This is a genomic window from Streptomyces sp. NBC_01591 (assembly GCF_035918155.1).
In the GTDB taxonomy this organism is placed as follows: domain Bacteria; phylum Actinomycetota; class Actinomycetes; order Streptomycetales; family Streptomycetaceae; genus Streptomyces.
The window spans coordinates 79715-103288 of record NZ_CP109327.1 but is presented as its reverse complement, the minus strand read 5'-3'; the positions used below and the strand labels follow the sequence as shown (position 1 = coordinate 103288).

At 67.9% G+C, this 23574-nt stretch carries 18 protein-coding genes and 6 pseudogenes; 6 read left to right on the top strand and 18 right to left on the bottom strand.

Features of this window, described 5'->3' with window-relative positions:
* Positions 1–49 precede the first annotated feature (49 nt).
* The 6 genes and pseudogenes from OG978_RS00525 to OG978_RS00505 form a co-directional block, all read right to left on the bottom strand.
* Positions 50–298 (bottom strand): alpha/beta fold hydrolase, encoded by a 249-nt coding sequence (locus OG978_RS00525; RefSeq protein WP_326763304.1) that lies wholly within the window; start codon positions 296–298, stop codon positions 50–52.
* Positions 295–726 (bottom strand): alpha/beta fold hydrolase, encoded by a 432-nt coding sequence (locus OG978_RS00520; protein WP_326769882.1) that lies wholly within the window; start codon positions 724–726, stop codon positions 295–297. The genes OG978_RS00525 and OG978_RS00520 overlap by 4 nt, the downstream gene beginning before the upstream one ends.
* A gap of 138 nt (positions 727–864) precedes the next feature.
* A pseudogene (locus OG978_RS00515) lies at positions 865–1722 on the bottom strand (IS256 family transposase); the annotation flags it as partial.
* On the bottom strand, positions 1662–2216 hold the full coding sequence (locus OG978_RS48130; RefSeq protein WP_442817632.1) for a substrate-binding domain-containing protein: 555 nt from the start codon (positions 2214–2216) through the stop codon (positions 1662–1664). The pseudogene OG978_RS00515 and the gene OG978_RS48130, both read right to left, overlap by 61 nt.
* Before the next feature lies 1 nt (position 2217).
* Positions 2218–3282 (bottom strand): 2,3-butanediol dehydrogenase, encoded by a 1065-nt coding sequence (locus OG978_RS00510; RefSeq protein WP_326763303.1) that lies wholly within the window; start codon positions 3280–3282, stop codon positions 2218–2220.
* A 422-nt stretch (positions 3283–3704) separates the two neighbouring features.
* Positions 3705–4265 carry a GNAT family N-acetyltransferase gene (locus OG978_RS00505; RefSeq protein ID WP_266816616.1) on the bottom strand — a complete coding sequence of 187 codons (561 nt, stop codon included), beginning with the start codon at positions 4263–4265 and terminating at the stop codon, positions 3705–3707.
* On the opposite strand from OG978_RS00505, the gene OG978_RS00500 reads away from it, so the two are divergent.
* The gene (locus tag OG978_RS00500) at positions 4258–4707 is read left to right on the top strand and encodes a DUF6204 family protein (RefSeq protein ID WP_326763302.1); all 450 of its coding nucleotides are present in this window, start codon (positions 4258–4260) and stop codon (positions 4705–4707) included. The two genes, OG978_RS00505 and OG978_RS00500, sit on opposite strands and share 8 nt — an antisense overlap.
* Positions 4708–4709: 2 nt before the next feature.
* Positions 4710–5597 carry an alpha/beta fold hydrolase gene (locus tag OG978_RS00495; RefSeq protein ID WP_326763301.1) on the top strand — a complete coding sequence of 296 codons (888 nt, stop codon included), beginning with the start codon at positions 4710–4712 and terminating at the stop codon, positions 5595–5597.
* A gap of 336 nt (positions 5598–5933) precedes the next feature.
* Here the strand turns inward: OG978_RS00495 and OG978_RS00490 are convergent, their stop codons facing one another.
* Entirely contained in the window at positions 5934–6644 is a 711-nt protein-coding gene (locus tag OG978_RS00490) for a hypothetical protein (protein WP_326763300.1), read from the bottom strand.
* 624 nt (positions 6645–7268) lie between these two features.
* On the opposite strand from OG978_RS00490, the gene OG978_RS00485 reads away from it, so the two are divergent.
* Complete coding sequence (locus OG978_RS00485; protein WP_326763299.1) at positions 7269–7664, top strand: hypothetical protein; 396 nt, start codon at positions 7269–7271, stop codon at positions 7662–7664.
* Positions 7665–7686: 22 nt separating this feature from the next.
* On the opposite strand, the pseudogene OG978_RS00480 reads toward OG978_RS00485, so the two are convergent.
* The 4 genes and pseudogenes from OG978_RS00480 to OG978_RS00465 form a co-directional block, all read right to left on the bottom strand.
* Positions 7687–8076: pseudogene (locus OG978_RS00480) on the bottom strand (transposase); the annotation flags it as partial.
* Between the two features lie 23 nt (positions 8077–8099).
* Positions 8100–9341, bottom strand: a complete 1242-nt coding sequence (locus tag OG978_RS00475; protein WP_326769881.1) for an IS110 family transposase — start codon at positions 9339–9341, stop codon at positions 8100–8102.
* A 428-nt stretch (positions 9342–9769) separates the two neighbouring features.
* A pseudogene (locus tag OG978_RS00470) lies at positions 9770–10584 on the bottom strand (IS110 family transposase); the annotation flags it as partial.
* 440 nt (positions 10585–11024) lie between these two features.
* Positions 11025–11445, bottom strand: a pseudogene (locus OG978_RS00465) (ISAzo13-like element transposase-related protein); the annotation flags it as partial.
* 36 nt (positions 11446–11481) lie between these two features.
* On the opposite strand from OG978_RS00465, the gene OG978_RS00460 reads away from it, so the two are divergent.
* A complete protein-coding gene (locus OG978_RS00460) occupies positions 11482–11664 on the top strand; it encodes a hypothetical protein (RefSeq protein ID WP_442817631.1) in 183 nt (60 codons plus the stop codon).
* Between the two features lie 445 nt (positions 11665–12109).
* Here the strand turns inward: OG978_RS00460 and OG978_RS00455 are convergent, their stop codons facing one another.
* The 5 genes from OG978_RS00455 to OG978_RS00435 all read right to left on the bottom strand — a co-directional run bounded on the left by OG978_RS00455 (position 12110) and on the right by OG978_RS00435 (position 19060).
* Positions 12110–13387, bottom strand: coding sequence for a metallophosphoesterase (locus OG978_RS00455; RefSeq protein ID WP_326763298.1), 1278 nt, complete (start codon positions 13385–13387; stop codon positions 12110–12112).
* A 206-nt stretch (positions 13388–13593) separates the two neighbouring features.
* Positions 13594–14271 carry a response regulator transcription factor gene (locus OG978_RS00450; RefSeq protein WP_326763297.1) on the bottom strand — a complete coding sequence of 226 codons (678 nt, stop codon included), beginning with the start codon at positions 14269–14271 and terminating at the stop codon, positions 13594–13596.
* Complete coding sequence (locus tag OG978_RS00445; RefSeq protein ID WP_326763296.1) at positions 14268–15587, bottom strand: sensor histidine kinase; 1320 nt, start codon at positions 15585–15587, stop codon at positions 14268–14270. The genes OG978_RS00450 and OG978_RS00445 overlap by 4 nt, the downstream gene beginning before the upstream one ends.
* Positions 15588–15785: 198 nt before the next feature.
* Entirely contained in the window at positions 15786–18020 is a 2235-nt protein-coding gene (locus OG978_RS00440) for an MMPL family transporter (RefSeq protein WP_326763295.1), read from the bottom strand.
* 173 nt (positions 18021–18193) lie between these two features.
* The gene (locus OG978_RS00435) at positions 18194–19060 is read right to left on the bottom strand and encodes an SDR family NAD(P)-dependent oxidoreductase (RefSeq protein WP_326763294.1); all 867 of its coding nucleotides are present in this window, start codon (positions 19058–19060) and stop codon (positions 18194–18196) included.
* A gap of 57 nt (positions 19061–19117) precedes the next feature.
* Between OG978_RS00435 and OG978_RS00430 the strand changes: the two genes are divergently transcribed.
* Both OG978_RS00430 and OG978_RS00425 read left to right on the top strand, forming a co-directional pair.
* Positions 19118–19582 (top strand): MarR family winged helix-turn-helix transcriptional regulator, encoded by a 465-nt coding sequence (locus tag OG978_RS00430; protein ID WP_326763293.1) that lies wholly within the window; start codon positions 19118–19120, stop codon positions 19580–19582.
* Positions 19583–19656: 74 nt separating this feature from the next.
* Positions 19657–20881 (top strand): annotated as a pseudogene (locus tag OG978_RS00425) (IS30 family transposase); the annotation flags it as partial.
* 66 nt (positions 20882–20947) lie between these two features.
* On the opposite strand, the gene OG978_RS00420 reads toward OG978_RS00425, so the two are convergent.
* Both OG978_RS00420 and OG978_RS00415 read right to left on the bottom strand, forming a co-directional pair.
* Positions 20948–21604, bottom strand: coding sequence for a class I SAM-dependent methyltransferase (locus tag OG978_RS00420; RefSeq protein WP_326763292.1), 657 nt, complete (start codon positions 21602–21604; stop codon positions 20948–20950).
* 473 nt (positions 21605–22077) lie between these two features.
* Positions 22078–23428, bottom strand: a pseudogene (locus OG978_RS00415) (IS630 family transposase).
* Between the last annotated feature and the right edge of the window lie 146 nt (positions 23429–23574).

The window sequence follows — 23574 nt, the reverse complement described above, 5'->3', positions numbered from 1 at the left end:
GCTTTCTGCGGAGTCTGACTTTGGTGACGCTATGACCGGGCTGAGTTTCTCAGGCGAGGCCCTTGAAGAAGTCCGAGATCACGGTGTGCAGGGCTTCAGGCTGTTCCAGGTGCAGGTCGTGGCGGGTGCCGGGGATGCTCATGGCCATGGTGGCGGGTCGCTGCCGGAGCATTTCGTCGGCTTCCTGCGCGGGGATGAAGCTGGTTTGGGCCAGGACGACCAGGGTGGGGCATGCGACCTGACCCCACTCGTGATGGAAGGAACGCTGGGCGTTCTCCGCCAGCGAGCGGACCATCACGTCCCGGTCGAAGCGAGGCCACCATCCGCCCTCGCGTTCCTCCAGCCCGGCCGCCCAGCCTGCGCCGACTGGTCCGCCGCCGAGGAACGCGGCTGCCGCTTCGCGTGAGGGGAACGGTGTCGGCCATGAGTCGAGCCATCCGCCGATGTCCGCGGGGCCGTTCGGGTTTGCCCCGCAGGGCCGGCCTCGACGAGCACGAGCGCGCGGACGAGCCCGGTATGTGCGGCGGCGGTGAGCATGGCGGTGTGCCCGCCCAGCGATTGGCCGACCAGGACGGGCCGCGGCAGCGCCAGCTGATCGACAACGGCGATGACGTCGGCGACGTAGGCGGCGCGGGAGACGTCCCGCGGGTGACGCTCGCTGGCGCCGTGCCCGCGCTGGTCGACCGCGACGACCCGATACCCGGAGCTCAAGCGTTGTGCCAGCACGTCCCATTCACCCGTGTGACCGGCCAAGCCGTGCAGCAGCACGATGGGCTGTCCCGGCCCGCCCCAGTCCCGGCAGGTAAGCCGGACGCCGTCTCGCACCACTACGTGTTCAGACCATGCCACGTCGGCCCCCAGGTAATCGGCTGGCGTCGGCCGTTCGACGAGCCGGCCGCGTTCGAAGCGGGCGCCTGCCCGGACGAGGGCGACGAGGTAGGGCGCATTCACCGCCCGCCACCGCTGCCGGGCGGACTCGACCAGCTTGAAGACCATCGCCAGGGCGGCGGTGCGGGAGCCGGTCCCGCGGGTGACCTTGGTCCGCAGCCGGACCGTGGCGAACGTGGACTCGATCGGATTCGTGGTCCGCAGATGCATCCAGTGCTCGGCCGGGAACGCGTAAAACGTCAGCAGCTCGGCCTGGTCGTCGGTGATCTTCATGACGGCCTTGGGGAACTTCGCCCCGTAGAGCTGCACGAACGTTTTGATCGCCGCCTCAGCGTGCTGCATGTCCTCCGCGCTGTAGATGTCCTGGATGGCCTTCTTCGCGCCCGGCTGCGCGGACTTCGGTAGGGAGTCGAGCACGTTTGCGGTTTTGTGAACCCAGCACCTCTGCTCGCGGTGGTGGGGAAACACCTCGGCCAGCGCCTTCCAGAAGCCCAGGGCACCGTCCCCGACCGCTAGCACCGGGGCGCGCATGCCCCAGCGGGCGCAGTCCCGCATCAGGTCGGCCCACGACTCACCGGACTCGCGGTAACCATCCTTGAGCGCGACCAGCTGCTTGGAACCGTCGGCGCGGACCCCGATGAGCACCAGGACGCAGGCTTTGGCCTCCTTCAGGCGGACGTTGAGGTGGATGCCGTCGGCCCACATGTACACATAGTCGACCTCGGACAGATCACGGTCCATGAACGCGGCGTGATCGGCCTGCCACTGCTGGGTCAGCCGGGTGACCGTCGCCGGAGAGAGCCCGGCGGAGGAGCCGAGGAACTGCTGGCGGGCACGAAGTCGCCGGAGGACATGGTCAGGCGTCCGTCCCGCTTGAAGCGGTGCCCGGTGCGCAGGGCGGTGCACTTGGTGGGGTCCCGGCACCGGCGGCGGGAGGGACGGTGCCGGAGATGTCGGGGACACCCGCGAAGCGGCAACGGATCTCCCGCCAGGCGGTCTCCGTCGGTCTTCAGGATCTGGCCCGGGTGGCTGGCTGCTGCGGAACGATCGCGGGGTAGCCCGCAAGGCTGGGGGCGCAGGTTGATTGTAGTGATGGGCGGGGAACACAGGGGCAGCCCAGGGGAGTCTACGCAGGCCGCGAGGAGAATGTCCTGGCCGATGGCGCGGCCCATCATCTGAAGGGCGTGCTGGGCGATTTGGGCGGTGCCATCGGGGCCACAGATGAGTGCGTCGGTGCCGGGACGGTCCATCGGGGACCATTTTGCAACCAAATGAGGATGAGGAAGGAGAGACGAGCCCCGGTAACCCGCGGCCGGGTCCGTCGGCATGTCAGGAGTGGGGGTCTACGAGGATCTTGACGGCCGTCTCATTGTGGTGGATTAGGGTCTCGAAGCCTTCGGTGACGAGGTCGTCCAGGCCGATGGTCTTGGTGATGAACGGCGCCAGGTCGATGCGCCCCTCCTGCACGAGCTTGATGGTTTGCGGGTGGGAGTTGACGTAGGCGATCGTGCCGCGCAGGTCGACCTCCTTGAGGACGAGCTTCTGCATGTCGAGCGACGCGGGCTTGCCCCAGATTGAGATGACGGTGATGACGCCGCCCGGCTTAACGGCGTCCAGCAGTGTGTCGAGGACGACGTTGACGGACGTGGCCTCGAATGCGACGTCCGCGCCCTTGCCGCCGGTGAGACGCCGGACCTCCTCGGCAACGTCGCTGGCGGCGGGATCGATGACGTGGTCGGCGACCTTGGTGTCCAGCGCCTTCTGCCGGCGCAGCGGGCTGAGTTCGGTGACCGCGACCTCGACGCCCATCGCCTTGAGCACCGCGCAGGTGAGCAGCCCGATGGGGCCGGCGCCGCCGACGAGGGCGAAGTCGCCCGCCTTCGCGCCCGAGCGCTGGAACGCGTGGTACCCAACCGACAGCGGCTCGATGAGGGCCGCCTGGTCCAGCGGGACGTCTCCGACCGGGTGGACCCACCGGCGCTCGACGACGACTTTCTCCGCGAGCCCGCCGCCGCGCCCGCCCAGCCCGATGAAGTTCATATCGGGCGAGATGTGATAAGTCGGGTTATTTTCGCTGGTGTCGACGTCGGGGCGCAGGATGTAGGGCTCGACGACGACGCGGTCGCCCGGCTTCAGGCCTTCGACGCCATCACCCACCGCGTACACGACGCCGGACATCTCGTGGCCAAGCGTCACGGGGGCGGACTCACCCGAGACCGGGTGCGGGTGGCCGGCCGGCGGGACGAAGATCGGTCCGTCGAGGTACTCGTGTAGGTCGGTGCCGCAAATCCCGCAGTATGCGACGTCGATGCCCACCGTGCCCGGTCGGACAGTGGGCTCCGGGATGTCCTCGATGCGGATGTCACCGCGGTCGAAGTAGCGTGCAGCCTTCACTTTGAGCCGGCTCCTTCGTCTATTTTCTGCTCACACCTCGTGTCGGGTCTGCCGTGGAGTGAGGTGTGTGCCTCGCGCGGCGCATTTACATTATCAATGCACAATACGGTTCGATACGGTCGGGCACGCGCGGCGGCCATGGCGGCCCCCGAGAAGCGCACCGGCTGCACCCGCTGCTGAGCCGATGCTCGGCCTGGCCGACCACCCCGCCGGCGACCTCCCGGTCATCTCAGGCACGGTCATCCGGCTGCAAGTCGGCCACCTGCCCATCCGTTCGTCGGCGACTTGGAACTCGACCAGGAAGCCATGAGTCTCCCGGACGAGACGGGCGGCCGAGTAATTGTCAAGAGTTGTGGATCGCCTGAGGGCAAGGCTGCCTGTTCGGAGCGGAACCGCTGGACTTCCAGCTGAGCGGCTGACTTCTATGAACGTTGCTCCCACTTGGTTCGGGTGAGTTCGTACTCGACTTCTCCGTGCTCGGAGCCTTCGATCGCCTCCGGCCAGTCGCCGGTGAAGTTGCGGAGAAAGGACAGGCCCGCCTTCTCCATCACACGTCGGGATCCCGCGTTGACCGTCATGGTGTTCGCGGTCACCCGACCCACCCCGAGTTCCATGAATCCCTTGCGGATCAGGGCCCGTGATCCCTCGGTGGCGTAGCCGCTGCCCCAGGCGGCCTTGTTCAGCCGGTAGCCGAGCTCCACCAAAGCGGGGCTGTGTTCGTCCAGGGGGCGGAATTCGAACCAGCCCAGGAAGGCCCCGGTGTCCTTCTCCTGCGCGGCCCAGTAGCCGCGGGTCCCGAAGCACGGGTACTCGTGGAGGAGCCTGGGCAAGGTCTGTGCCTGGATCATCTCGCGGCTCGTTGGCCGGCCGCCGTTGATGAAGCGCATGACGTCGGGATCGTTGTCCAGCGCGAACAGATGGTCGACGTCGGCCTCGGTGAACGCGCGCAGCACGAGCCGATCGGTCTCCAGAAAGATGTTCATGCCGCGATCTTCACCACCGGCAGTAGAGCCCGCCACCGGATATTCGCAGCAGGCCGGCGAAGGGATGGTTGCTCATGCCGCTAGAGCTCAGGTGACAGGCCGGTTCGATGAGCTCGAACAGCTGCTCCGCACACGCCTGCTCGACAAGCAGCACGAACATGACCTGCAGTTCGCGGCCTTCACCGAGGACGGAACCTTCACGTACACACCGACCCTGACCAGATTCACATTCCGCTGTCGCATCGAAGCCGACGCGGACACCGCTGTCGAGGCCGACGACCTCGCCGCAGTGGAGGCCGAAGTCATGGCAATCGACTATCTGACATCCGAGAAGATCCCGTTCAAGCACCTGAGAACCACCACGACCTGCTTGGACGACGTAAAGATCAAACGCCCCCATCCGCAAGGGCGCCGCGACCAACACCACGTTCACGAGGACTGACCATGCCCATCGCCGACGTCCCTTCCGGGGCTTCCATCGCCTACGACACCTTCGGCGAGGCTGCCGATCCGCCCGTCCTGCTGGTCATGGGCTTCGGAGCCCAGATGATCTCCTGGCACGAGGATTTCTGTCACATGCTCGCCGCGCGAGGGCGCTACGTGATCCGCTACGACAACCGCGACAGCGGCCTGTCCACCAAGTTCGACGCCCATCCGGTCGACATGACGCGGTTCATCGAGACAGTGAGCGCCGGCGAAATCCCCGCTGCTCAAGCGATGATCCCCTACACGCTGCAGGACATGGCCGACGACGGCCTGGGCCTGCTCACCGCCATGGGGATCACTCGCGCCCACATTTTCGGCTCGTCGATGGGCGGGATGATCGCTCAGACCATGGCGATCACCCACCCTGAGCGGTGCCTCACCCTGACCTCGATGATGTCCTCCACCGGCGAGTCCGAATACGGACAACCCAGTCCCGCAGCCCAGCAGGCGCTGTTCAGCCCCAAGCCCGCAGACCGTGCCGGATACATCAACGCATCCGAGAAAGAAGCCATCTGGGCGTCCCGGCGTTACACCGATATCGACGGCATCCGAGAACTCGCCGCCCGTAGCTACGACCGCGCGTACTACCCAGCGGGCACAGGCCGTCAGCTCGGAGCGATGATCCTCGGAGGATCGCGCGCCGAAGCACTTACCTCCCTCACCGTCCCGACCCTCGTGATCCACGGCCTCGACGACACCCTCATCGACCCGAGAGGAGGGAAGCGAACAGCCGAACTCGTGCCCGGCGCGGAACTGATCCTGCTCGCCGACATGGGCCACGACCGACCACGAGAACTCTGGCCCGCAATCATCGACGCCGTGGGTGCTCACACGACACGCACATGAGCAAGACATGCTCAGCGAAGCAGCACGCCGCGAGACCGGAGATAGTGCGCTCGGTCTGTAGTGCCCAACGACTGCCGACGTAGGGCGACGCCTTCCGCTGCTCGGTCCCTGGTCCTCACCCGGCCCGCATCCGCCTCCTCTACGGCAACGCCAGGAACCGGGTGGCGATCGGGGTGAGTACGACACGAGAAGGTTCTTCGTCTGCTGGTGGTACAGACTCGATACGTCGTTGACCAGCGGAAACGAAGGGTTCTAAGGCCTGGGAAGCGGTGTTGGCCCGCGTATGGTCAGGATCTTGTGAGAGGGCGTCGATGGGTGCAGAACACTAGCTTCGGATCATTTGCAGCTTGCCGAGCTCGGCTGAGGGCGCGTCTGGACCGTTCCAGCCAACCCAGCGAGTTCCACTGATGTCGGCGACGAGCGCGGAGTCAACGTTCCAGAAGCTGTGGCTGGGTTCTTCGAAGACGTACCAGCCGTCCAGCCAGAGCGGGATCGACTGGTCGGGGTCGCCGGCTCGCTGGTGGTGGCGAGGTTGCGGCATCCGAAGACCGTTTCTTGGAGCACGAAGCTCGTGAGGAACTGTTCGAGAGATGGTGTCAGCGGCATGTACTCGCCTTCCGAGTCGTCGTCCCACATCCAGTGGGCGTTGCTCAGCACGACGGGTGCCGCTGGACCGGCGGCTGTAACACGACATGTCCAGCTGTCCTGGTTCTCGCTGAGGAACTCGACCGTTCCGTCGTGAAGGCTCAGGGCCTCGGCGCGTACGAGCACATCTTGTTGTTGGAAGATCCCGGGCGAGTCCGGCAAGTGCTCCTCCGGATTCGGGCCGGGCCAGCGTCCGGCATGGCGATACAGGCATCGGAGCGGTACTGGGAGGAAGTCGGGTAGTTCCGTCTCGGTCAGGCCGTAGCTCGGTTGACGTGCTCCGTGCCACGCAGTGATGAAGTCCTCAAGCCACTCGACCGAACCATCCGATGCTCGCATGACACCACGATAGACAAATCCGAACGAGGGCGTGAGACGCGTGAACGGGGCGACGATGGTCACGCGAGCGCAGGCAGTCTCACAGCCAGGTGGTGATCGCTGCTGAGACCGTTTCCTGCATGGTCAGTTTGAGGAGCCGTTTGTAGCAGCAGAGGGCGGCGGCAAGTCCGAGACAGGACAGGTAGTTGCCTGGTTTGCGCTCGTAGCGGTGGTTGAGGCGGTGGTATCCGGTCAGCCAGGAGGTTGGGTCGGCCGCGCGGTGAGGTGCTCGCCGTGGGCGAGTCCTGTTCCGCGCGGCCTCCCGCCGAACCGGACATGACGGTTTCCCGGTCATCCGGCTCTCCAGTGACTACGGTGAATGTTCTGGCTGGCTGTTCCGAATGAATGCGGTTGTGGCAGACGGCGCAGGCCACGACCGGGACGAGGGCGGGCCGGCCCGAATGTCCGCGCGCCTGGAACCTGTCCTTGCGACTCGTGTCGGTGAGGCCTTGAGTGGCGCGGTCGTGGTGGGGGAGAGGACGGCAGGCGGCGAGCCGTATAAGCGGGTGGAGACGGATAAGCGGGTGGAGACGGACCTGGTCGTGGATGTGCTGGCCGGGTCCGGCCGGCACGGCACCCTCACCGTGGTCCGGATGCGGTGAAGGCGGGGGGGTGCCCCTATGTAGTTCGTCAAGGCGGCGGGTTAGCTTGCTGGTGATGCCGGCTGGAGAGGGGGATTCGGTGGGGGTGCCAGGCGGAGAGTCGAAGGCACGCGCTGCTGAAGAGTGGCGGGACGTCTATGACCTGCTGGAAGCCGTTCGGCAGCGGCCGAACGCATGGGTGCGTAACAGCTCGTTGCAGGAACTGGCGGTGATGATGTTCGGCTACCACCTCGCTCTTCAGGTCCACGATGCCGATGAGGAGTTCGCGTTTCATCGTGGAAGTGGAGGGTTTGCCTCTTGGCTCAGCAGGACCCGTGGTTGGTCGATGGCAACTGGATGGGACGCTGCGATTGTGGAGAACCTTCCTGGTGAACCTCCGCTTGACGCCTTCTTCCGGCTCGTGGACGAGTACCGAGACGTCGCAGATCAGCCCGTCTCGTGAGCTCTCGCAGCATGGTGTTCGGTCAAGCTGATCGGGTGGGTTGGGGCTCGTAGAAGGTGCTGTCGCGGAGCATCGCGAAGAGGACATCGGCTCGTCGTCTCGCGAGGCAGAGGAGGGCCTGAGTGTGGTGCTTGCCCTGGGCGATCTTCTTGTCGTAGTAGGCCCGGGAGGTCGGGTCGCCCAGGGCTGCGAACGCGGAGAGGAAGAAGGCCCGTTTGAGCTGTTTGTTCCCTCTCCGGGACGGTTGTTCGCCTCGGATCGAGGAGCCCGAGTTGCGGGTTGCCGGGGCGAGTCCTGCGTAGGCGGCGAGGTGGGCGGCGGAGGGGAAGCTGCTGCCGTCGCCGACCTCGATGAGGATCCTGGCTCCGGTCCTGATCCCGACTCCGGGCATCGAGGTCAGGACCGGGGAAAGAGACATCCGATGCAGTTGATCTGTCAAGCGGCGATGGTGAGTTGTGGGGTTGACGGTGCGGGGAACGCGGCGAGCTCGTCATAGCGGGTTCGCTTGGTAAGGCAGTGGTGGAGGCAGCCGAGCATGCGGTTGAAGAGGTTGCGCTGAGCGGCGGTGTGACGGTCTCCATCGGCTCGCCGCCGGTCGTAGTGGGCCCGGGCTCCGGGTGAAGCGGTCAGGCTGGCGAAGGCCCAGACATAGCCGACCGAGGCCAGACGCTGGTTCTTGACCCGTCGGGCCATGACCGCGAGGCTCCTGCCGGACGCCCGGGTGACCGGTGCGGCTCCGGCGAAGGCCTTGAGCCCTCTAGCGTCGGTGAAGCGGGATCGGTCGTCACCGATCTCGGCGAGCACCCGGGCGCCGGTGAGAGCCCCGAGCCCTGGAAAGCTGGTGATGACCTCGGCGTCCGGGTGCGTGTCAAAAGACTCCACCGTCGCTTCGGCGAGGTCGTCGACACTGGTGCAGGCGGCATCAAGTTGTCTGAGCAGGGCGATGGCCTGGCGGCCCATGGCCTGCTCGACCTGCGGAGGCTGGCGCATCTGCGGGATGCGCAGTGCGTCTCGGAGCCGTTCGGCTTCCGCCTCGATGCCGCGTTGGCGGCCGGCCCTTTTCAGGAGCGAGCGCAGCTGGACGCGGGTGAGCCTGGCCGCCTGTTCGGGTGTGGGGGCCGCGGCCAGGAGGACGCGGGCGACGTTGCTGCTGATTCCTTCGCGGTTGTGCTGGAAGGTCGCGAGGAAGCCGGGGAAGCATTCGCGCAGGTGGGAGCGGAGTTTGTTGCCCGCTTGGGTGCGGTCCCAGACCGCGTCCTGCTGAGCGCGGGCCAGGACGGCTATAGCGCGGGCGAGTTCGCTGTCGTCGGGCAGCGGCCGGTGGGCGGCCTTGTCCGTGCGCAAGATGTTCGCGAGCACCATGGCGTCGAGGTGGTCGGACTTCTTGCGGGTGACCGTATGCCGGTCGCGGTAGCGTGCGGCGGCCATCGGGTTGATCGCGTAGACGGGCCGGCCGGTGGCTCGCAGGCAGGCCACAAGGAGGCCGCGGGAGGTCTTGATCGCGACAGGAATCAGGGTGTTCGCGCTGTCGCCGTGAGCGGTGAGGAGACTGAGGAGCTGGTGCAGGCCCTCGAGGTCGTCGTTGATTCGGGCCCTGGATAACAAGGTGCCCTCGTGGTCGATCAGAGCGACATCGTGGTGGTCGCTGGCCCAGTCGATTCCGCAGGTGACGGTCATCGTGGCGTGTTCGTCCTCTCGGTCTGGGGTGTCCTGCTGGTCGCAGCCGTGCGGGGGCACGCGTCTCCCTAATGGAAGGGCTCGATGGCCCTGCATCCGATTAGCCGTTCGTGACCCCAGCGACTCACAGGGCCCTCGGTCTGCTCCAGAGCTCGGCGGCTCCAGGCGTGGTGAGAGGTGACCCCTGTGGGCGGCTCGGACCACAAACTTCAACGATCCGATCATCGGACTGGATGCGGTGGGGTACGGACTCGTGACGCTGGACGGCACCGGAGGCCGACTCTTGACCAAGGGATCCAAGTCCCTGGGGGTGTGCGCGGCTTCTCCGGCACCGACCACCGTCACGAGGGTGATGCGGGGCCCGCAGTCTCTTTCAAGGCGTCGACGGGCCGGGGTGGGCCTGGCGGTGCCCCGCATCACTGCCCATTAGGGTGGGCCTCCAGCAGTTCCTCGATGCGCCCGGCCAGGAGCTTGCGCTGGTCAAGGACGGCGGCGAGCGAGCCGGCCAGGCTCGGGACGATCAGCGCGGCCGCTTCGGTGCCGGGAACCACCACGGTCTGCTCGTCCAGCGCGGTGAATATGTCCTCGACCAGCCGCTCGGCCATCCGCGGCGCCTTCGGCCGCAGCAGCGTGACCAGCCGCCGACGGCCTGCCTTGCGGATCTGGGCCGGTGACCCGAACCGCTCCAGCAGGGCCAGGACAGCCGGGTGTTGCAACCGTGGGCCCAGAACCCGTTCCAGGGACGGGTGGATCTGGGTGAGCAGGCCGTGGAGCCGGTTCGCGACCCGGGTGGCCTCACCGGTCAGGTCGTCGTCGAAGCCGACGATCATCTCCAGCTCGGCGATCGTCTCGTCTTCGAGGTCGACCGAGCGCAGAGTGTGAGGCATCGCGCGGGCGGCGTCGGCGATGATGAACGCGTCCCTCGCGTCTGTCTTGGCCTCGCCGGGATAGAGGTCGGCGATCCGCCGCATCGTCAGACCGGGCAGGTAGGCGACGGGGCAGCCCATGTCCCGGGCCACCGCCAGCGGCAGGGCTCCGATCGAGGCCGGCTGCCCACGACCAGCACCGTTCCGTGCTTGGCCTGGAGTTTCGCGAACAGCTCGCGGAGCTTGGGCTCGGTGTTGGGCAGGCGCTTGTCGAACGCCTTCTTCCCTGCCGGGGTGACGGCGGTGGCGTGGTGTTCGCCTTTGCCGACGTCCAGGCCGAGATAGACGTCGATGTCGCCGGTGTCGATCACGTGCATCCTCCGGTCGTGCTTCTGCCCGGCCTCGTCCACGGCACCGATCGCCACATCCACATTACGAAGAGCCTCCCGACCTGCGAAGAGTCGGTGGTCATGCCCCTAATCAGCGGTCAGTCAGTGCCTCCGGGCTCGGTGACACCACCCCCCGGATCATGGTTAACAAGGGGGGAAGTCATGCCGAGCCCGGAGGCCGGGAGCCCCGTTGCGGAGCCACCAAAAAGGTAAATGGGGGGGAGCCGATCACGGTCCTGTCGCTGGAGCCCGAACCGTACGCGGGTACCGGCATCACTCCACTGAACCCCACCTGACCCCGTGCCGGGGCGAGGCGCCGCGGTGGGTGCCGGTTCAGTCCAGGCGGTCGTAGGTGCCTGGCTCCCAGTCGGCGAACAGCGTCAGCGCCTCCGCCGCCGCGGTACGTTCCGGCGCCGTGGAGGTGGCCGGCCCACCGTGGGCGCCGAGACGGGATGCCCCTGCCCGGCGAGCTCCTCGGCCAGGTGCCGCAGCGACTTGGTCGTCCAGCGCAGCGGCGACATGGGATCACCCCGCTCGTCCGGCTCGACCAGCGCCAGCAGAGCCGGAACGAGCCGCGGGTCCAGCTCCTCGGCACTCTTGTGCCCCGTCACCACAGCGGCGAACCCTCCACCCGGGCAGCGGATCCTCGCCGCCCTCCAGCTCGAAGACCCCCTTTCGCACCGTCGTTTCGCTCACGCCCGCAGTGCGCGCGACGGCCCGGACCCCGCCGTGGCCCAGCAGCCGGGCCTCGGTGGCCAGCGCCAGCCGCTGCTGCCGCTCATCCAGATGCGGAAACAACACCCCGAACCTCAGGGCGAGTTGATCACGAACCTCACTCGGTATGCGCATACCAGACCAACGCGCCAGAGCCCCCAAAGCAACGCGTTGATTCTTTACAATCCCCTGGGCGGGGCCCAGCGGTTCCTGTCCGCGTTCAGCGGCATCTCACCCCACTTCCGGCCACGCCGGCACCGGAGGACCGCCCCCGACCACCGCACCGAGATGACCACCCGCTTCGTGATCTGGGACCAGATCACCGGCGCCACCGCCCCGCCCACCGCAGCGTGACCCAGGCCCCCGCCCAACCCCCACACGCCCTCAACCGATCAACAACCCACCAACGTGACAACGCCCTGTGAACACCTGATGCGCGAGAACCGTCCGACTGAGCATGATCGCCACATCCGGATCATGCCACCCACCAGCAAGAACACATCACCCGCTATCACGCACCAGCTCGTTACGCTGAGGTTCCCCCGCTGCGCGGGAGTGGCTGACTAGCTGGTCAGGGCGGCCGCCAGGTAGAGGCCGCCATGCAGGCACTCCGCAACGTCAACCAGCGGCTGATGGTCGAGAACAGCCAGCTGATCGCCGCAGATGCTCCGGAACCACCCGCAGGGTAGCCCGTGTACTCAGAAGCCACGGCGCCCCGGCGGGGTGAGCGGCACGGTTACCGAAGCCGGGCCGGAACAGCTGGGCTGTGCTGGTCCTGATCGCCGACGCCACGCGTGCGTTATTGCCTGCGCAGTTCGATGACTGTGATGTCGGGTGGTGCTCCGACTCTGATGGGTGGCAGGGATGCTCCGACTCCGCGGGAGACGTAGAGCTGTGTGTGGTCGATGGTAGCCAGTCCCGCTGTGAGGGGTTGGGTCAGTGGCACGAGCAGGTTGCCGGGGAAGAAGGCTCCGCCGTGTGTGTGCCCGGACAGTTGGAGATCGACTTTGTGTCGGGCGGCTTCGTGCACCTGCACAGGTTGGTGGGCGAGCAGGACGACGGGGTGGGAGGCGTCGCGGTCGCCGAGGGCCCTGTCGTAGTCGGGTGTGTCGCGGTTCTGCTCGCCTGTGATGTCGGTGACGCCTGCGAGGTCGATGGCTCCGCCCCGATGTTTGATGAGTGTTCGGGTGTTGCGCAGGGTGGTAACGCGGAAGTCGGCGAGTGTGGCGATCCAGGCGTCGACATCGTGGCGGTAGTCGTGGTTGCCCGTGACGAAGAAGGTGCCGTGGGTCGAGGACAGCCGGGTGAGCGGCGCGGCGTGAGCGGCCAGGTCGCCGGCGGTGCCGTCGGAGAGATCGCCCACGATGGCGACGATGTCGGGCGACGTGTTGTTGATCATCCGGACCATGCGTGCGGTGTGGGCGCGGCCGAAGAATGGCCCTAGGTGGAGGTCGCTGGCCATGGTGATGCGCATGCCGTCGAGGGAGGGGTGCAGTCGGCGCAGGGCCACGGGCACGACTTTCACATCGGGTGCTCCCAGGCCGCGGTGAAAGCCGTAGCCGGTGGTGGCCATGGCGGTACTGGTGGCGAGCAGCGCGACCGAGCGGGCCAGCACGAGACGGCGGTCCACCATCCGCGGTGGGTCCTGGGCCGGTCGGGGATTCGGGGCGCCCATGATCGGAGCCGCGACGGACTGGCTCTGCTGCACGACCGGCGCCCGAGGGGCCTGCGCGGGAATCGCGGGGCCGGTTCCGGTTCGACGCCGCAGTGCACGCGCCGTGAGGCGTGCAGGGATCTCCAGGGCGACGAGCGTCATCAGCAGGTAGGCGGCCAGGGCGACCCACACGAAGGCCGGCCAGGCCAGCCATGCGATGCGTGTGGGGTTCGCGTACTGAGCGGCGAGGACACCGGTGGGGACCAGGACCGTGAGGGCGACCGCCGTGGCCCCGCCCGCGCTGCGCAGCCGGGCGGACGATGTGACGTCCTTGACGAGCCTCAGGTAGAGGTAGCGGTGTGCGGCGGCCGAGGCGACGATGCTCACGGCGGCGACGGTGGCTTCCTGCGCGAGGGTGCTCACGCCGCTGCCTCAGCCGGTGGGAACGGACTGGAGACGGATCGCCCGTCGTGGGTGCTGGGGCCGAGGTGTCGGTGCATGGCGGCGGGGTGCTCCGGGAGAGTTGTCGAACGGTCAGGGTCGGCTGGTCCGGGGGGCGGGGCGCCCGGCCGGAGGGACGGCCGCGTCGGACGGCGGCATCTGGGGTCCATCTGTCTGCTCGCGCGGATTCACTGCGGGCGGGCCAGGCCCACGTCGTAGGCGAAGATGACGGCCTGTACGCGGTCGCGGACGTCGATCTTTGCCAGGATGCGGCTGACGTGGGATTTGACCGTCGACTCGGCCAGGTGGAGGTGGGCGGCTATCTCGGTGTTGGACCATCCCGTGGCAACGGCGGCGAGAACTTCGCGTTCGCGTTCGGTCAGGGCGGCCAGTTGTCGTCGCTGTCCGGGGCTGAGCACAAGAGCGCCGGACGTCCGTTGTGGGTGAGAGGTAGTGAAGGCGTCGATGAGTCTGCGTGTCAGGCTCGGGGAGATGACGCTGTCGCCGGCCGCCACGGCCCGGATGCCGACGACGAGTTCCTCGGGGCGTGCGTCCTTGAGGAAGAAGCCGGCCGCGCCGGCCCGCAGGGCCTCGTAGGCGTACTCGTCGAGGTCGAAGGTGGTCAGGACCAAAACCCGCGAACGGCCGCCGGACTCGACGATGCGGCGGGTGGCCTCGATGCCGTTGACGCCGGGCATCCGGACGTCCATCAGGACGACGTCGGGACGCAGTTCCGCGGTCAGGCGGACGGCCTCCTGGCCCTGGGAGGCTTCGCCGACGACCGAGATGTCCGGCTGTGCTTCGAGGAGCATGCGAAAGCCCAGTCGTTGCAGGGTCTGGTCGTCGACGATGAGGACGGTGGTCATATGCGGTGCTTCTCCTGGGCGGCGCTGGGCAGGGTGCGGGATGTGCTCAGGACGGTGTGGACGCGCCAGCCGCCAGCGAGGGTCGGGCCTGCGCTGATGCGCCCCTGGTAGAGGGCGGCGCGGTGGCGCATGCCGACCAGTCCTTGCCCGCTGTGCCTGGCGTGCCGTTCGCTGTCCGCCGCACGGGTCGGGCCCGTGTCCTCCACCGTGACGTGCACCGATTCCTCATCTCTGTACAGGTCGACGGACACGGTGGTGTCGGCCGCGGCATGTTTGAGGGTGTTGGTGAGGGCTTCCTGCACGATGCGGTAGACGGTGAGCTGAAGGCCGGGACTGAGCGGTGTCAGGTCCCCGTTGGTGTGCAGGTCGGCGGTGGGGCCGGCGGCGCGGACGCGGTGGAGCAGCGTGGGCAGGTCCTGAAGGGTCGGCTGCGGGGCGAGCGGGGTGGTGTCCCGTGGTGTCGCGGGGTTGTCGACCACGATGAGCAGGCGGCGTAGTTCCGCGAGGGCCTCGCGGCCGCTGTCACCGATGAGGTCGAGGGTGTCGGCGGATTTCTCCGAGCGGGACCTGGCCAGAGCGGCAGCTCCGTCGGCCAGCCCGATGATCACGGCGAGGGTGTGGCCGAGGATGTCGTGCATCTCGTGGGAGACGCGGGTGCGCTCCGCGGCTGCGGCCAGGCGGGTCTGTTGGTCCCGCTCGGTCTCCAGGGCCACAATGTAGGCTTTCGCCAGGCGTCCGGTGAGGGCCAGTGCGGCGCAGGCGGTCACGGCGAGCATGGCCAGCAGTGTGACGATTTCTGGGCGCTTGGCGTGTTGCAGATGGCCGCTTCCCCAGAATGCCGCGATCCAGAGAACGAGCTGGGCGGCGGTGACCGTGCAGGCGAGGACCAGCTGGCGGTGGCTACCGTAGCGGCCGACGTTGTAGAGCGCGACGATCCGGGCCGCGTCGGCGCCGTTGAGGACGTTCAGCGGCAGCGCGAGGACGGAGGCGGCTGTGGTGATCGCGAACACCAGGCCGGGCCGTCGTTCCCGCCACAGCAGCGGAACCGTGTAGGCGAGGGTGAGGACGATCTCGCTTGGCAGGTGGGCGCGGTTGGCCGGGTTGAGCAGAGCGGGCAGTGCGAGGACGGCGCAGAAGACGGGCACGGCCCACAGCCGCAGACGGGGGTGGTCGCGGTCGAGTATCCGCCAGGCGGCCAGCCCGCTGATGATCGACACCGTGACGCGGTGGTCGGGGTCGCTGGTCAGTGACCGCGGAAGCCGGGAAGCATGGGGCGAGGTGCCGTGTACAGGTTCTCGGGTGGTCGGCTCGCTCATGGCAGGTGGGGGCCTTTTCGCTGTCCGGGAGGGCCGCCCGCCGCTCCATGGGGAGCGTGAACCGGCGGGCGGGGGCAAAAGGGGCCCGGACAGCCGATGTGCGGTGCACGGTGTGCTGTCCGGGCCCCGGGGGGCCGTCTGCCGCCCCTCGGGGGGGTGGGGGCCGGCAGGCGGGGTCGGGGTGTGCCGGGGCTGTGCCTATCCGATGGGCGCGGGCGCCGTCGGCTCCTGGTCGTTCTGCGCGGGGAAGCGGGTCTGGCGGTCGCGTTCGGCCAGTACCCGGCGGAGCTTCTCGCCCTCCACGTCGACGTTGGGCAGGAGGCGGTCGAGCCAGCGGGGAAGTGCCCAGGCCCGTGCGCCGAGCAGGGTCATCACCGCGGGGACGAGGGTCATGCGGATGACGAAGGCGTCGAAGAGGACCGCGGTGGCAAGGCCCATGCCGATGGATTTCACCAGGGCGATGTCGTCGAGGAGGAACCCGGCGAACACCGAGATCATGATGATGGCGGCGGCGGTGACCACGCGGGCGCCGTGGCGGAACCCGGTGACGATCGCTTCGGTGGGGCCGGCGCCGTGGACATAGGCCTCGCGCATCCCGGAGACGAGGAACACCTCGTAGTCCATGGCCAGGCCGAAGACCACGCCGATCAGCAGGATAGGCAGCAGGCTGACGATGGGTGCGGTCTCGTCGACGCCGAAGACGTCCTTGAGCCAGCCCCACTGGAACACGGCGACCAGCACGCCGAGGGTGGCGACGACGCTGAGCAGGAAGCCGGCCGCGGCCTTGATCGGGATCAGGACCGAGCGGAACACGAGGAGCAGCAGGACCAGCGCGAGGCCGACGACGATGGCCAGGTAGGGCACCATCGCCTCGCCGAGCTTGGCGGAGACATCGATGTTGAGCGCGGTCGTGCCTGTCACCATCACCTGCGTGCCGCTGTCCTTCTCCACCGCGTCGCTGCCCTCGCGGATGTCGCCGACCAGGTCGACGGTCTCCTGGCTGGTGGGCGGACTGCTCGGCACCGCAGTGATCAGGGCGACGTCACCGGCCTCGTTGAAGACCGGGGGCCGTACGGTGGCGACGTCGTCGAGACCCTCCAGCATGGCGGAGGTGTCCATGGCCGCGGTCTTGGCGTCGTCGCTGTCGCGAGCGTCGACGACGATGGTCAGCGGGCCGCTGAAGCCCGGCCCGAAACCCTTGCTGAGCGTGTCGTAGGCCACGCGCTGGGTGCTGCCGGGAGCGGCCATGCTGTCGTCGGGCAGGGTCAGCCGCAGCGACAGTGCCGGAATGGCCAGCACACCCAGGCCGATAACCGACGCCAGCAGCATCTTCCAGGGGTGGCGGGTGACGAAGCGACCCCAGCGAACGCCCATCGTGACGCGTCGGCCGTGCTGCTCGGCACGCACGCGGCGTGTGGTGAGGCGGCCGTGGGCCACGCGGGTACCGGTGAAGCCCAGCGTGGCCGGCAGGAGGGTGAGCGCGACCAGCACGGCGACGGTGATGGCGAAGGCCGCGGCCAGGCCCATGGTGGTGAGCATCGCGATGCCGATGACACTCAGACCGGCGAGCGCGATGACGACGGTCAGACCGGCGAAGACCACCGCCGAGCCCGCGGTGCCCAGGGCACGCCCGGCGGCTTCCTCGGGCGTGTGCCCCTCACGCAGCTCTGTGCGGTAGCGGGAGACGATGAACAGGGCGTAGTCGATGGCCACCGCCAGACCCAGCATGAGCGCCAGGGTCTGCGCGTTGGAGGCCATGTCGACGAACGACGAGGCGACGGTGATGGCACACAGGGCGATGCCGACGCCGACGATCGCAGACACCAGGGGCAGTCCGGCCGCGACCAGTGAACCGAAGGTGATGACCAGGACGAATGCGGCGACCAGCAGGCCGATCAGTTCGGCCGCGTTGCTCTGCTCCTCCTCCAGCACCGCGTTGCCGCCGAGGCTGATCTTCAGGCTTGCCTTCTCGCCCTTGTCCGCCACCTCGTGCAGGGCGTCCGACGCGGCGGGAGTGATGTCGGCCTGCGGGACGGCGTAGGTCACCTGGGCGTAGGCGATGCTGCCCGAGGAGCTGACCAGGCCGGCGGTGAAGGGGTCGGCGACGTTCGCCACCTGCGGTGCCTTGCGCAGGTCGGCGACCAGGGACTCCACCTCCTGCTTGTGCGCGGCGGACGTCAGCTTCTGCCCGTCCGGAGCCTCGATGACCACACGGGCCGTGGCGCCGCCGGCCGAAGCCTGCGGGAACTCCTTCTCCAGCAGGTCGATGGCCTGCTGCGACTGGGTTCCGGGAAGCGTGAAGTCGTCCGTCGTACTGCCCGACACGCTGCTGACGCCGATGACCGCGGCGACGAGCACCGCGATCCACGCCAGCAGCACCAGCCTGCGCCGCCGGAAGGCGAGCCGGCCGAGCCGGTAGAGAAAGGTGGCCACGAAAGTTACTCCCACCAAGAGGGAAAACGGATGTGTGAGGGCGAGCCCGACAGGCTCCGCCCATGAACGTAGAAGTCGCGTGCGGCTGAAATGAGCTACGCGAGGACGAATCTGCGGCCGGGACGGTACCCCCGTACCGGGCGGTGTCCTCCTCGAGGCGGACGTCCCGGGTCTCAGCCAGCCGGGCGGGCGGCAAGAAGCGCCACCGTCGCGTCCCACAGCTCCCGCTGCACGCGCGGCTCCCGGCCGGGCTCGGGGCACTGCAAGGGACGGGCGTCACGGACGGAGAAGTAGCCCCCGGTGGTGCCCGCGAGCGCCGGGTCGGTGGCGAGTCGCACGATGATGCCAGCGCCCTTGCGGGGATCGCCGATCCTCAGGGTGTTCAGCACCCGCTGCAGGACGGCGGAGCCGGGCAGGTCCCGGCCCAGGCCGGTGGCGTTGAAGCCGGGGTCGCAGCAGTTCACGGTCACCTTGTCCGCATCCAGGCGGCGGGCGAGTTCCTGCGTCCACATGATGGTCATCAACTTGGTGCGCCCGTACAGGGACATCGACTCCCGCCGGGTGTAGGGCTCGGTGCGCCGCAGATCCTCGGCCGGGGCGATCGTTTTCGCCTGCTGGGCTGCTTCGGAGGCGACGTTGACGATCCGGACCGGCGCCGAGGCGCCGAGCTTCGCCGTCAGCGCCTCGGTCAGGACGAACGGGCCGAGGTAGTTCACCGCCGTCATCTCCGCGAGGCCCTCGGTGGTGATGCGCTGCGCGAAGGCGTGCAGGCCGGCGTTGTTCACCAGGACGTCCAGGCGCGGATAGCGCGCGGCGATCTCCTCGCCCGCGCGGCGGGCGTCGGAGAGCACGCCGAGGTCGGCATGGAAGACATCGACGGGCTCGGCGGTCACCGCCCTCAGGTCGGCGACGAGGGCTTGTGCCTTGCTGCGGGAGCGGGCCACGGTGCCGATGTGGTAGCCCCGGCGGGCCAGCTCGAAGGCAGCGATGCGGCCCAGCCCGGAGGTGGCTCCCGTGATCACAGCGACGGGACGATCCATCCCACAACCCCTTTCGTGAGGTACCTCATGATTATGTTGTGCGAGGATACCCGAACCATGGAGCAGCACGAATCAACAACGGCAGGCAGCGCCCCGGAGCAGGTGGGACTGTCCTTCCTCACCCTCGCGTACAGCCTGCGCGAACAGGTCGACCAGCACATGCTGGCGACCGCAGGCCTGTCCCTGTCCCGCACCAAGGTCCTTCAGGCACTGGTCAGCAGCGGCGCGCTCCACCAAGCACAGCTGGCCGCCTCCCTCGGCCAAGCACCGCGCTCCGTCACCCAGATCGTGGAGGGCCTGGAGCGCCTCGGCATGGTCGCCCGAACCGGCGACCCCGAGGACCGCCGCCGCAAGACCGTCTCCATCACCGACATCGGCCGCACGGCACTAAGGGCCGCGGAAGAAGCAGGCACGCACGTGCTTCGCCAGCGCTTCGGCCGCCTCGAACCACAACAGCTGGCCACACTCGACACACTGCTCGCGCACCTGGACATCGCCCTCACTGGCGGCAAGACCGGCTGACAGGCACGAAAGAGCCCCCGCCCCAGTGGCCTCCGTTCTAGCCGTCGTCGCAACACCCCAGCTCAGGGGATGCGATGGGGTTCGAAGCTCGGAAGGACCGCAGGCCGCAGGGGCGCAAGAGGCTCCATGCTGAGCGGGAGGAATACTTCCGGCTCGTGCAACAGGGCTACAGCAGTGCAGATGCGGCCAAGCGTGTAGGTGTCCATGTGCGGACCGCTCGTGGGTGGCGTAACGGCCGCCTGCTCAATAGCGGCAGGGTCGAGCCGCCCGTTCGTTCACAGCGGGCGGCCGTCCCCGTTTCGTCCGGCCGCTACCTCGGTGCAGATGAGCGCATCCACATCGCTGACCGGCTGCGGGAGAAGGTGTCCATCCGCACGATTGCCGCCGAGCTGGGCCGCAGCCCGTCGATCATCGCCGAGAAATACGCCGCAACGGCGCGCTCGGCGCGGCACCGAGTGGACCTACCGGCCTGACGTCGCCCAGGCCCGTGCCGATGCCCGCCGACCTCGCCCCAAGGCCGGGAAGATCGGCCGGTGTCCGCGGCTGCGTGACTACATTCAAGAGCGTCTGGAACGGCGCTGGAGCCCGGAGCAGATAGCCCACCAGCTCCGCCGGGACTTGCCCGTCCACCCGGAGATGCGCGTGACGCACGAGACGATCTACCAGGCCCTCTACATCCAAGGCCGTGGAGAACTCCACCGCGAACTCACCAAGGCCCTGCGGAGCGGGCGGGCCCGCCGGCGCCCCCACCGCCAGGCAAACAAGCGGCAGCCCCGGTTCACCGCCCCCATGGTGATGATTAGCGACCGGCCCGCTGAAGCGGCTGATCGCGCCATACCCGGCCACTGGGAAGGCGACTGCATCGTCGGCGCCGACCACCGCTCCGCCATCGGCACACTCGTCGAGCGCACGACCCGCTTCACCATGCTGGTGCACCTGCCCAACGGGCATCGGGCAGAGCACTTCCACCAGGCGCTCACCGCCACCATCAGCCAGCTTCCGCCCCATCTGCGACGGTCACTGACCTGGGACCAGGGCAACGAGATGGCAGGTCATGAGCTCTTCTCCGCCGCCGCGAACATGCCGGTCTACTTCTGCAACCCGGGCAGTCCCTGGCAGCGCGGCTCGAACGAGAATACGAACGGCCTTCTCCGGCAGTACTTTGCCAAGGGAACCGACCTGTCCCGGCACACCCGCGAGCACCTGGACGCGGTGGCTGCCGAACTCAACAGCCGCCCACGCAAAACGCTCGGCTGGGAAACTCCAGCCGAGCGCCTGCAAAGTCTGCTGAGTACGGGACTCCTGACGGCACAGGGGGCCCTCCGCGCGGCGCCTTTGGCCCCAGGCCAAGCCGAGGCCGACCTCCTAGTGGCGGTGCCAGACCAGCGTGTAGCGCCAAAACAGTCGTCGGTGCAGCCGTGCACCGGGTAGCGCCTGGTGGGCGTCGCGAACGATGTCTGCAAAGGTCGTAGTTGCCGGTCGGGTCGGGGCGGTCATTGAGGCTGGTCGCGGCGCCTTGCGGCCCTTGTTCTTGATCCAGGCCATGGCCACGTTCGCCGGAATGGCCACGGCGTCGATCAGGTAATCGCTCCGAGACTGCGGGCGATACACGCCGACGACGACCAGCGTTCCGCCAGGCGCCAGCTCCTGACGGAAGCAGGTGAGGGCGTCGCTGAACGGCATGTGGTGGATGGTGGCGACACATGTGATGACGTTGTAGGGACCAGGCGGCACATCCTTCAAGGCGTCTCCGACAGTGAAGGTCACCGGGGCGGCGGGTTTTGTGAGTTCCCGCGCGCGATCGACGATCGTGGGATCGACGTCGATACCGTGCACCGCTCCGGCCCGTGAGGCCAGGAGTCTGGCGAGGTCACCGCTCCCTGATCCGACGTCCAAAGCCCTGTTGAAACGGCTGGCCAGCTGGCGCAGGATCCACCGGTGGTAATGGGCGTTGTGGTCCCAGGGATGGGCGGCATGGAACTGCTCAAGTGCTCGAAGGACGCGGGGCAGCAAAGTCGTCATGGCGTGAGTCCATCAGCCCCTCGGCCGCCTGCGAAACCACAACCGAGATAAATGTGAGCTGGCCGGGGCGCCCGGCCTGGAACGACCGACAGCCGCTCGGCCGGGTAGCCCGGCGGAGCGGCTGTCTAGACTGCTCGCCATCACACAACGGCGATCACGTGTTGCGACGATCCTTGGAATCCGACGCCATCGCCCTGCCGGAGTCAGGGCCGCCGACGGAACAGGCTGCGGATTCTGCCTTCGTCCCCTCGTCGTGCTCGTACGTCACGTCCTGGTCCCGCCTGCGGCGAGCCCGAAACCCCGGCGGGGCAGGCCAGCCACCCTCACCCGCCGGCCCGCCCCCACGGGGTCTCGTTGGCGACGCCGCCACCAGGCCCTGTCACAGACCAGCCACTACCAGCGACAACCCACTCAAGCATGAAGATCGCGATCTACAGCAGGAGTGCTAGTGTGATGCGCCAGAAAAGGTGATCTTAAGTCTGCCGCTGGTTTTCGGTGCTGGGTGGGCTGATTTTGGTGAGGTAGTCGGCGAGGGACTTGAGGATCTCGTCGGCGGTCTTGGTCCAGGTGAACGGCTTCGGGTTCTCGTTCCAGGTGTCGATCCAGGCGGTGATGTCCTTCTCCAGGGCTGTCACGGAAGTGTGGACGCCGCGGCGGATGAGTTTGTCGGTCAGCAGGCCGAACCACCGCTCGACCTGGTTCATCCAGGAAGAGCCGGTCGGGGTGAAGTGGACGTGGAAGCGGGGGTGTTTTCCCAGCCACGTCTTGATCTCGGCGGTGTTGTGGGTGGCGTAATTTGTCACAGACCAGATGGACGTCGAGTCCGCTGGGCACGGCCTTGTCGATCCGGATCAGGAACTTCTTGAACTCGATGGCGCGGTGGCGGCGGTGCAGTTCCGATATGACGGTGCCGTCGGCGATGTTGAAGGCGGCGAACAGGCTGGTGATCCCGTGCCGGTAGTAGTCGTGGGTGCGGCGTTCGGGCATGCCCGGCATCATCGGCAGTACCGGCTGCGAGCGGTCCAGTGCCTGGATCTGGCTCTTTTCATCGACGCAGAGAACCACCGCCTTCTCCGGCGGCTGGTGGTAGAGGCCGACGACGTCGACGACCTTGGCGACGAACTGCGGGTCGGTGGACAGTCTGAAGGAGTCCTGCAGGTGGGGCTTGAGGTCGAACTTCTTCCAGATCCGCCCGACGGTCGATTTCGACAGCCCGCTGTGCTTCGCCATCGAGGCACGCGACCAGTGCGTGTCCTTGCCCGGGACGGACTCCAGAGTCGCCACGAGTACGTCCTCGACCTGGTCGAGCAGGACCGAGGGCGGCCTGCCGGGGCGGGGCTCGTCCGTCAGTCCGTCCAGACGCAGGGTGATGAACCTGGAGCGCCAGCGGTTCACCGTCGCGTGGGCGATGCCGAGTTCGGCCGCGACCTCCTTGTTCGTCCCGCCCTCCGCACACCGCAGCACGATCTTCGCGCGCAGTGCCAGGAACTGCGCGGTCTTCGCCCGCCGCGCCCAGCGCGTCAGCTCCGCACGCTCGGCTTCGCTGAGCACCAGGTCCGGCTTGCGCCGGCCCGGCCGCGGCTCATCCACCAAGCCCGCCAGCCGCCGGGCCACGAACCGCGAACGCCACTTGCGCACCGTCTCCACGGACACCCCACAGTCCGCCGCCACAGCGGTATTTGACGCCCCGTCCGCACAGGCCAGGATGATCCGCGCCCGCTCGGCCACACGGGCCGGCACCCCGCCACCCGCCCAGCGCAGCAACTCCGCACGCTCCTCAGCGGACAGCACGACTTCGACAGCACGAGGGCCTCGATGCGACATAAAAACAGCCTACAGACTTAAGACCGCCTTTTCTGGCGCATCACACTAGTACTCCAGCCGTAGTTCGTGATCTCGATCGTGAGGGGCGCCGAGGAGGCAGCCGGCAGCGTCGATCATCTGGATGAGACCGACCACGCCGTCGCGGG

Coding starts and splice junctions, on each gene's coding strand:
- OG978_RS48130 (WP_442817632.1), bottom strand. CDS start 2,216: ATGCCGACGGACCCGGCCGCGGGTTACCGGGGCTCGTCTCTCCTTCCT.
- OG978_RS00500 (WP_326763302.1), top strand. CDS start 4,258: ATGTTCATGCCGCGATCTTCACCACCGGCAGTAGAGCCCGCCACCGGA.
- OG978_RS00505 (WP_266816616.1), bottom strand. CDS start 4,265: ATGAACATCTTTCTGGAGACCGATCGGCTCGTGCTGCGCGCGTTCACC.
- OG978_RS00495 (WP_326763301.1), top strand. CDS start 4,710: ATGCCCATCGCCGACGTCCCTTCCGGGGCTTCCATCGCCTACGACACC.
- OG978_RS00475 (WP_326769881.1), bottom strand. CDS start 9,341: ATGACCGTCACCTGCGGAATCGACTGGGCCAGCGACCACCACGATGTC.
- OG978_RS00450 (WP_326763297.1), bottom strand. CDS start 14,271: ATGACCACCGTCCTCATCGTCGACGACCAGACCCTGCAACGACTGGGC.
- OG978_RS00445 (WP_326763296.1), bottom strand. CDS start 15,587: ATGAGCGAGCCGACCACCCGAGAACCTGTACACGGCACCTCGCCCCAT.
- OG978_RS00435 (WP_326763294.1), bottom strand. CDS start 19,060: ATGGATCGTCCCGTCGCTGTGATCACGGGAGCCACCTCCGGGCTGGGC.
- OG978_RS00430 (WP_326763293.1), top strand. CDS start 19,118: ATGGAGCAGCACGAATCAACAACGGCAGGCAGCGCCCCGGAGCAGGTG.
- OG978_RS00420 (WP_326763292.1), bottom strand. CDS start 21,604: ATGACGACTTTGCTGCCCCGCGTCCTTCGAGCACTTGAGCAGTTCCAT.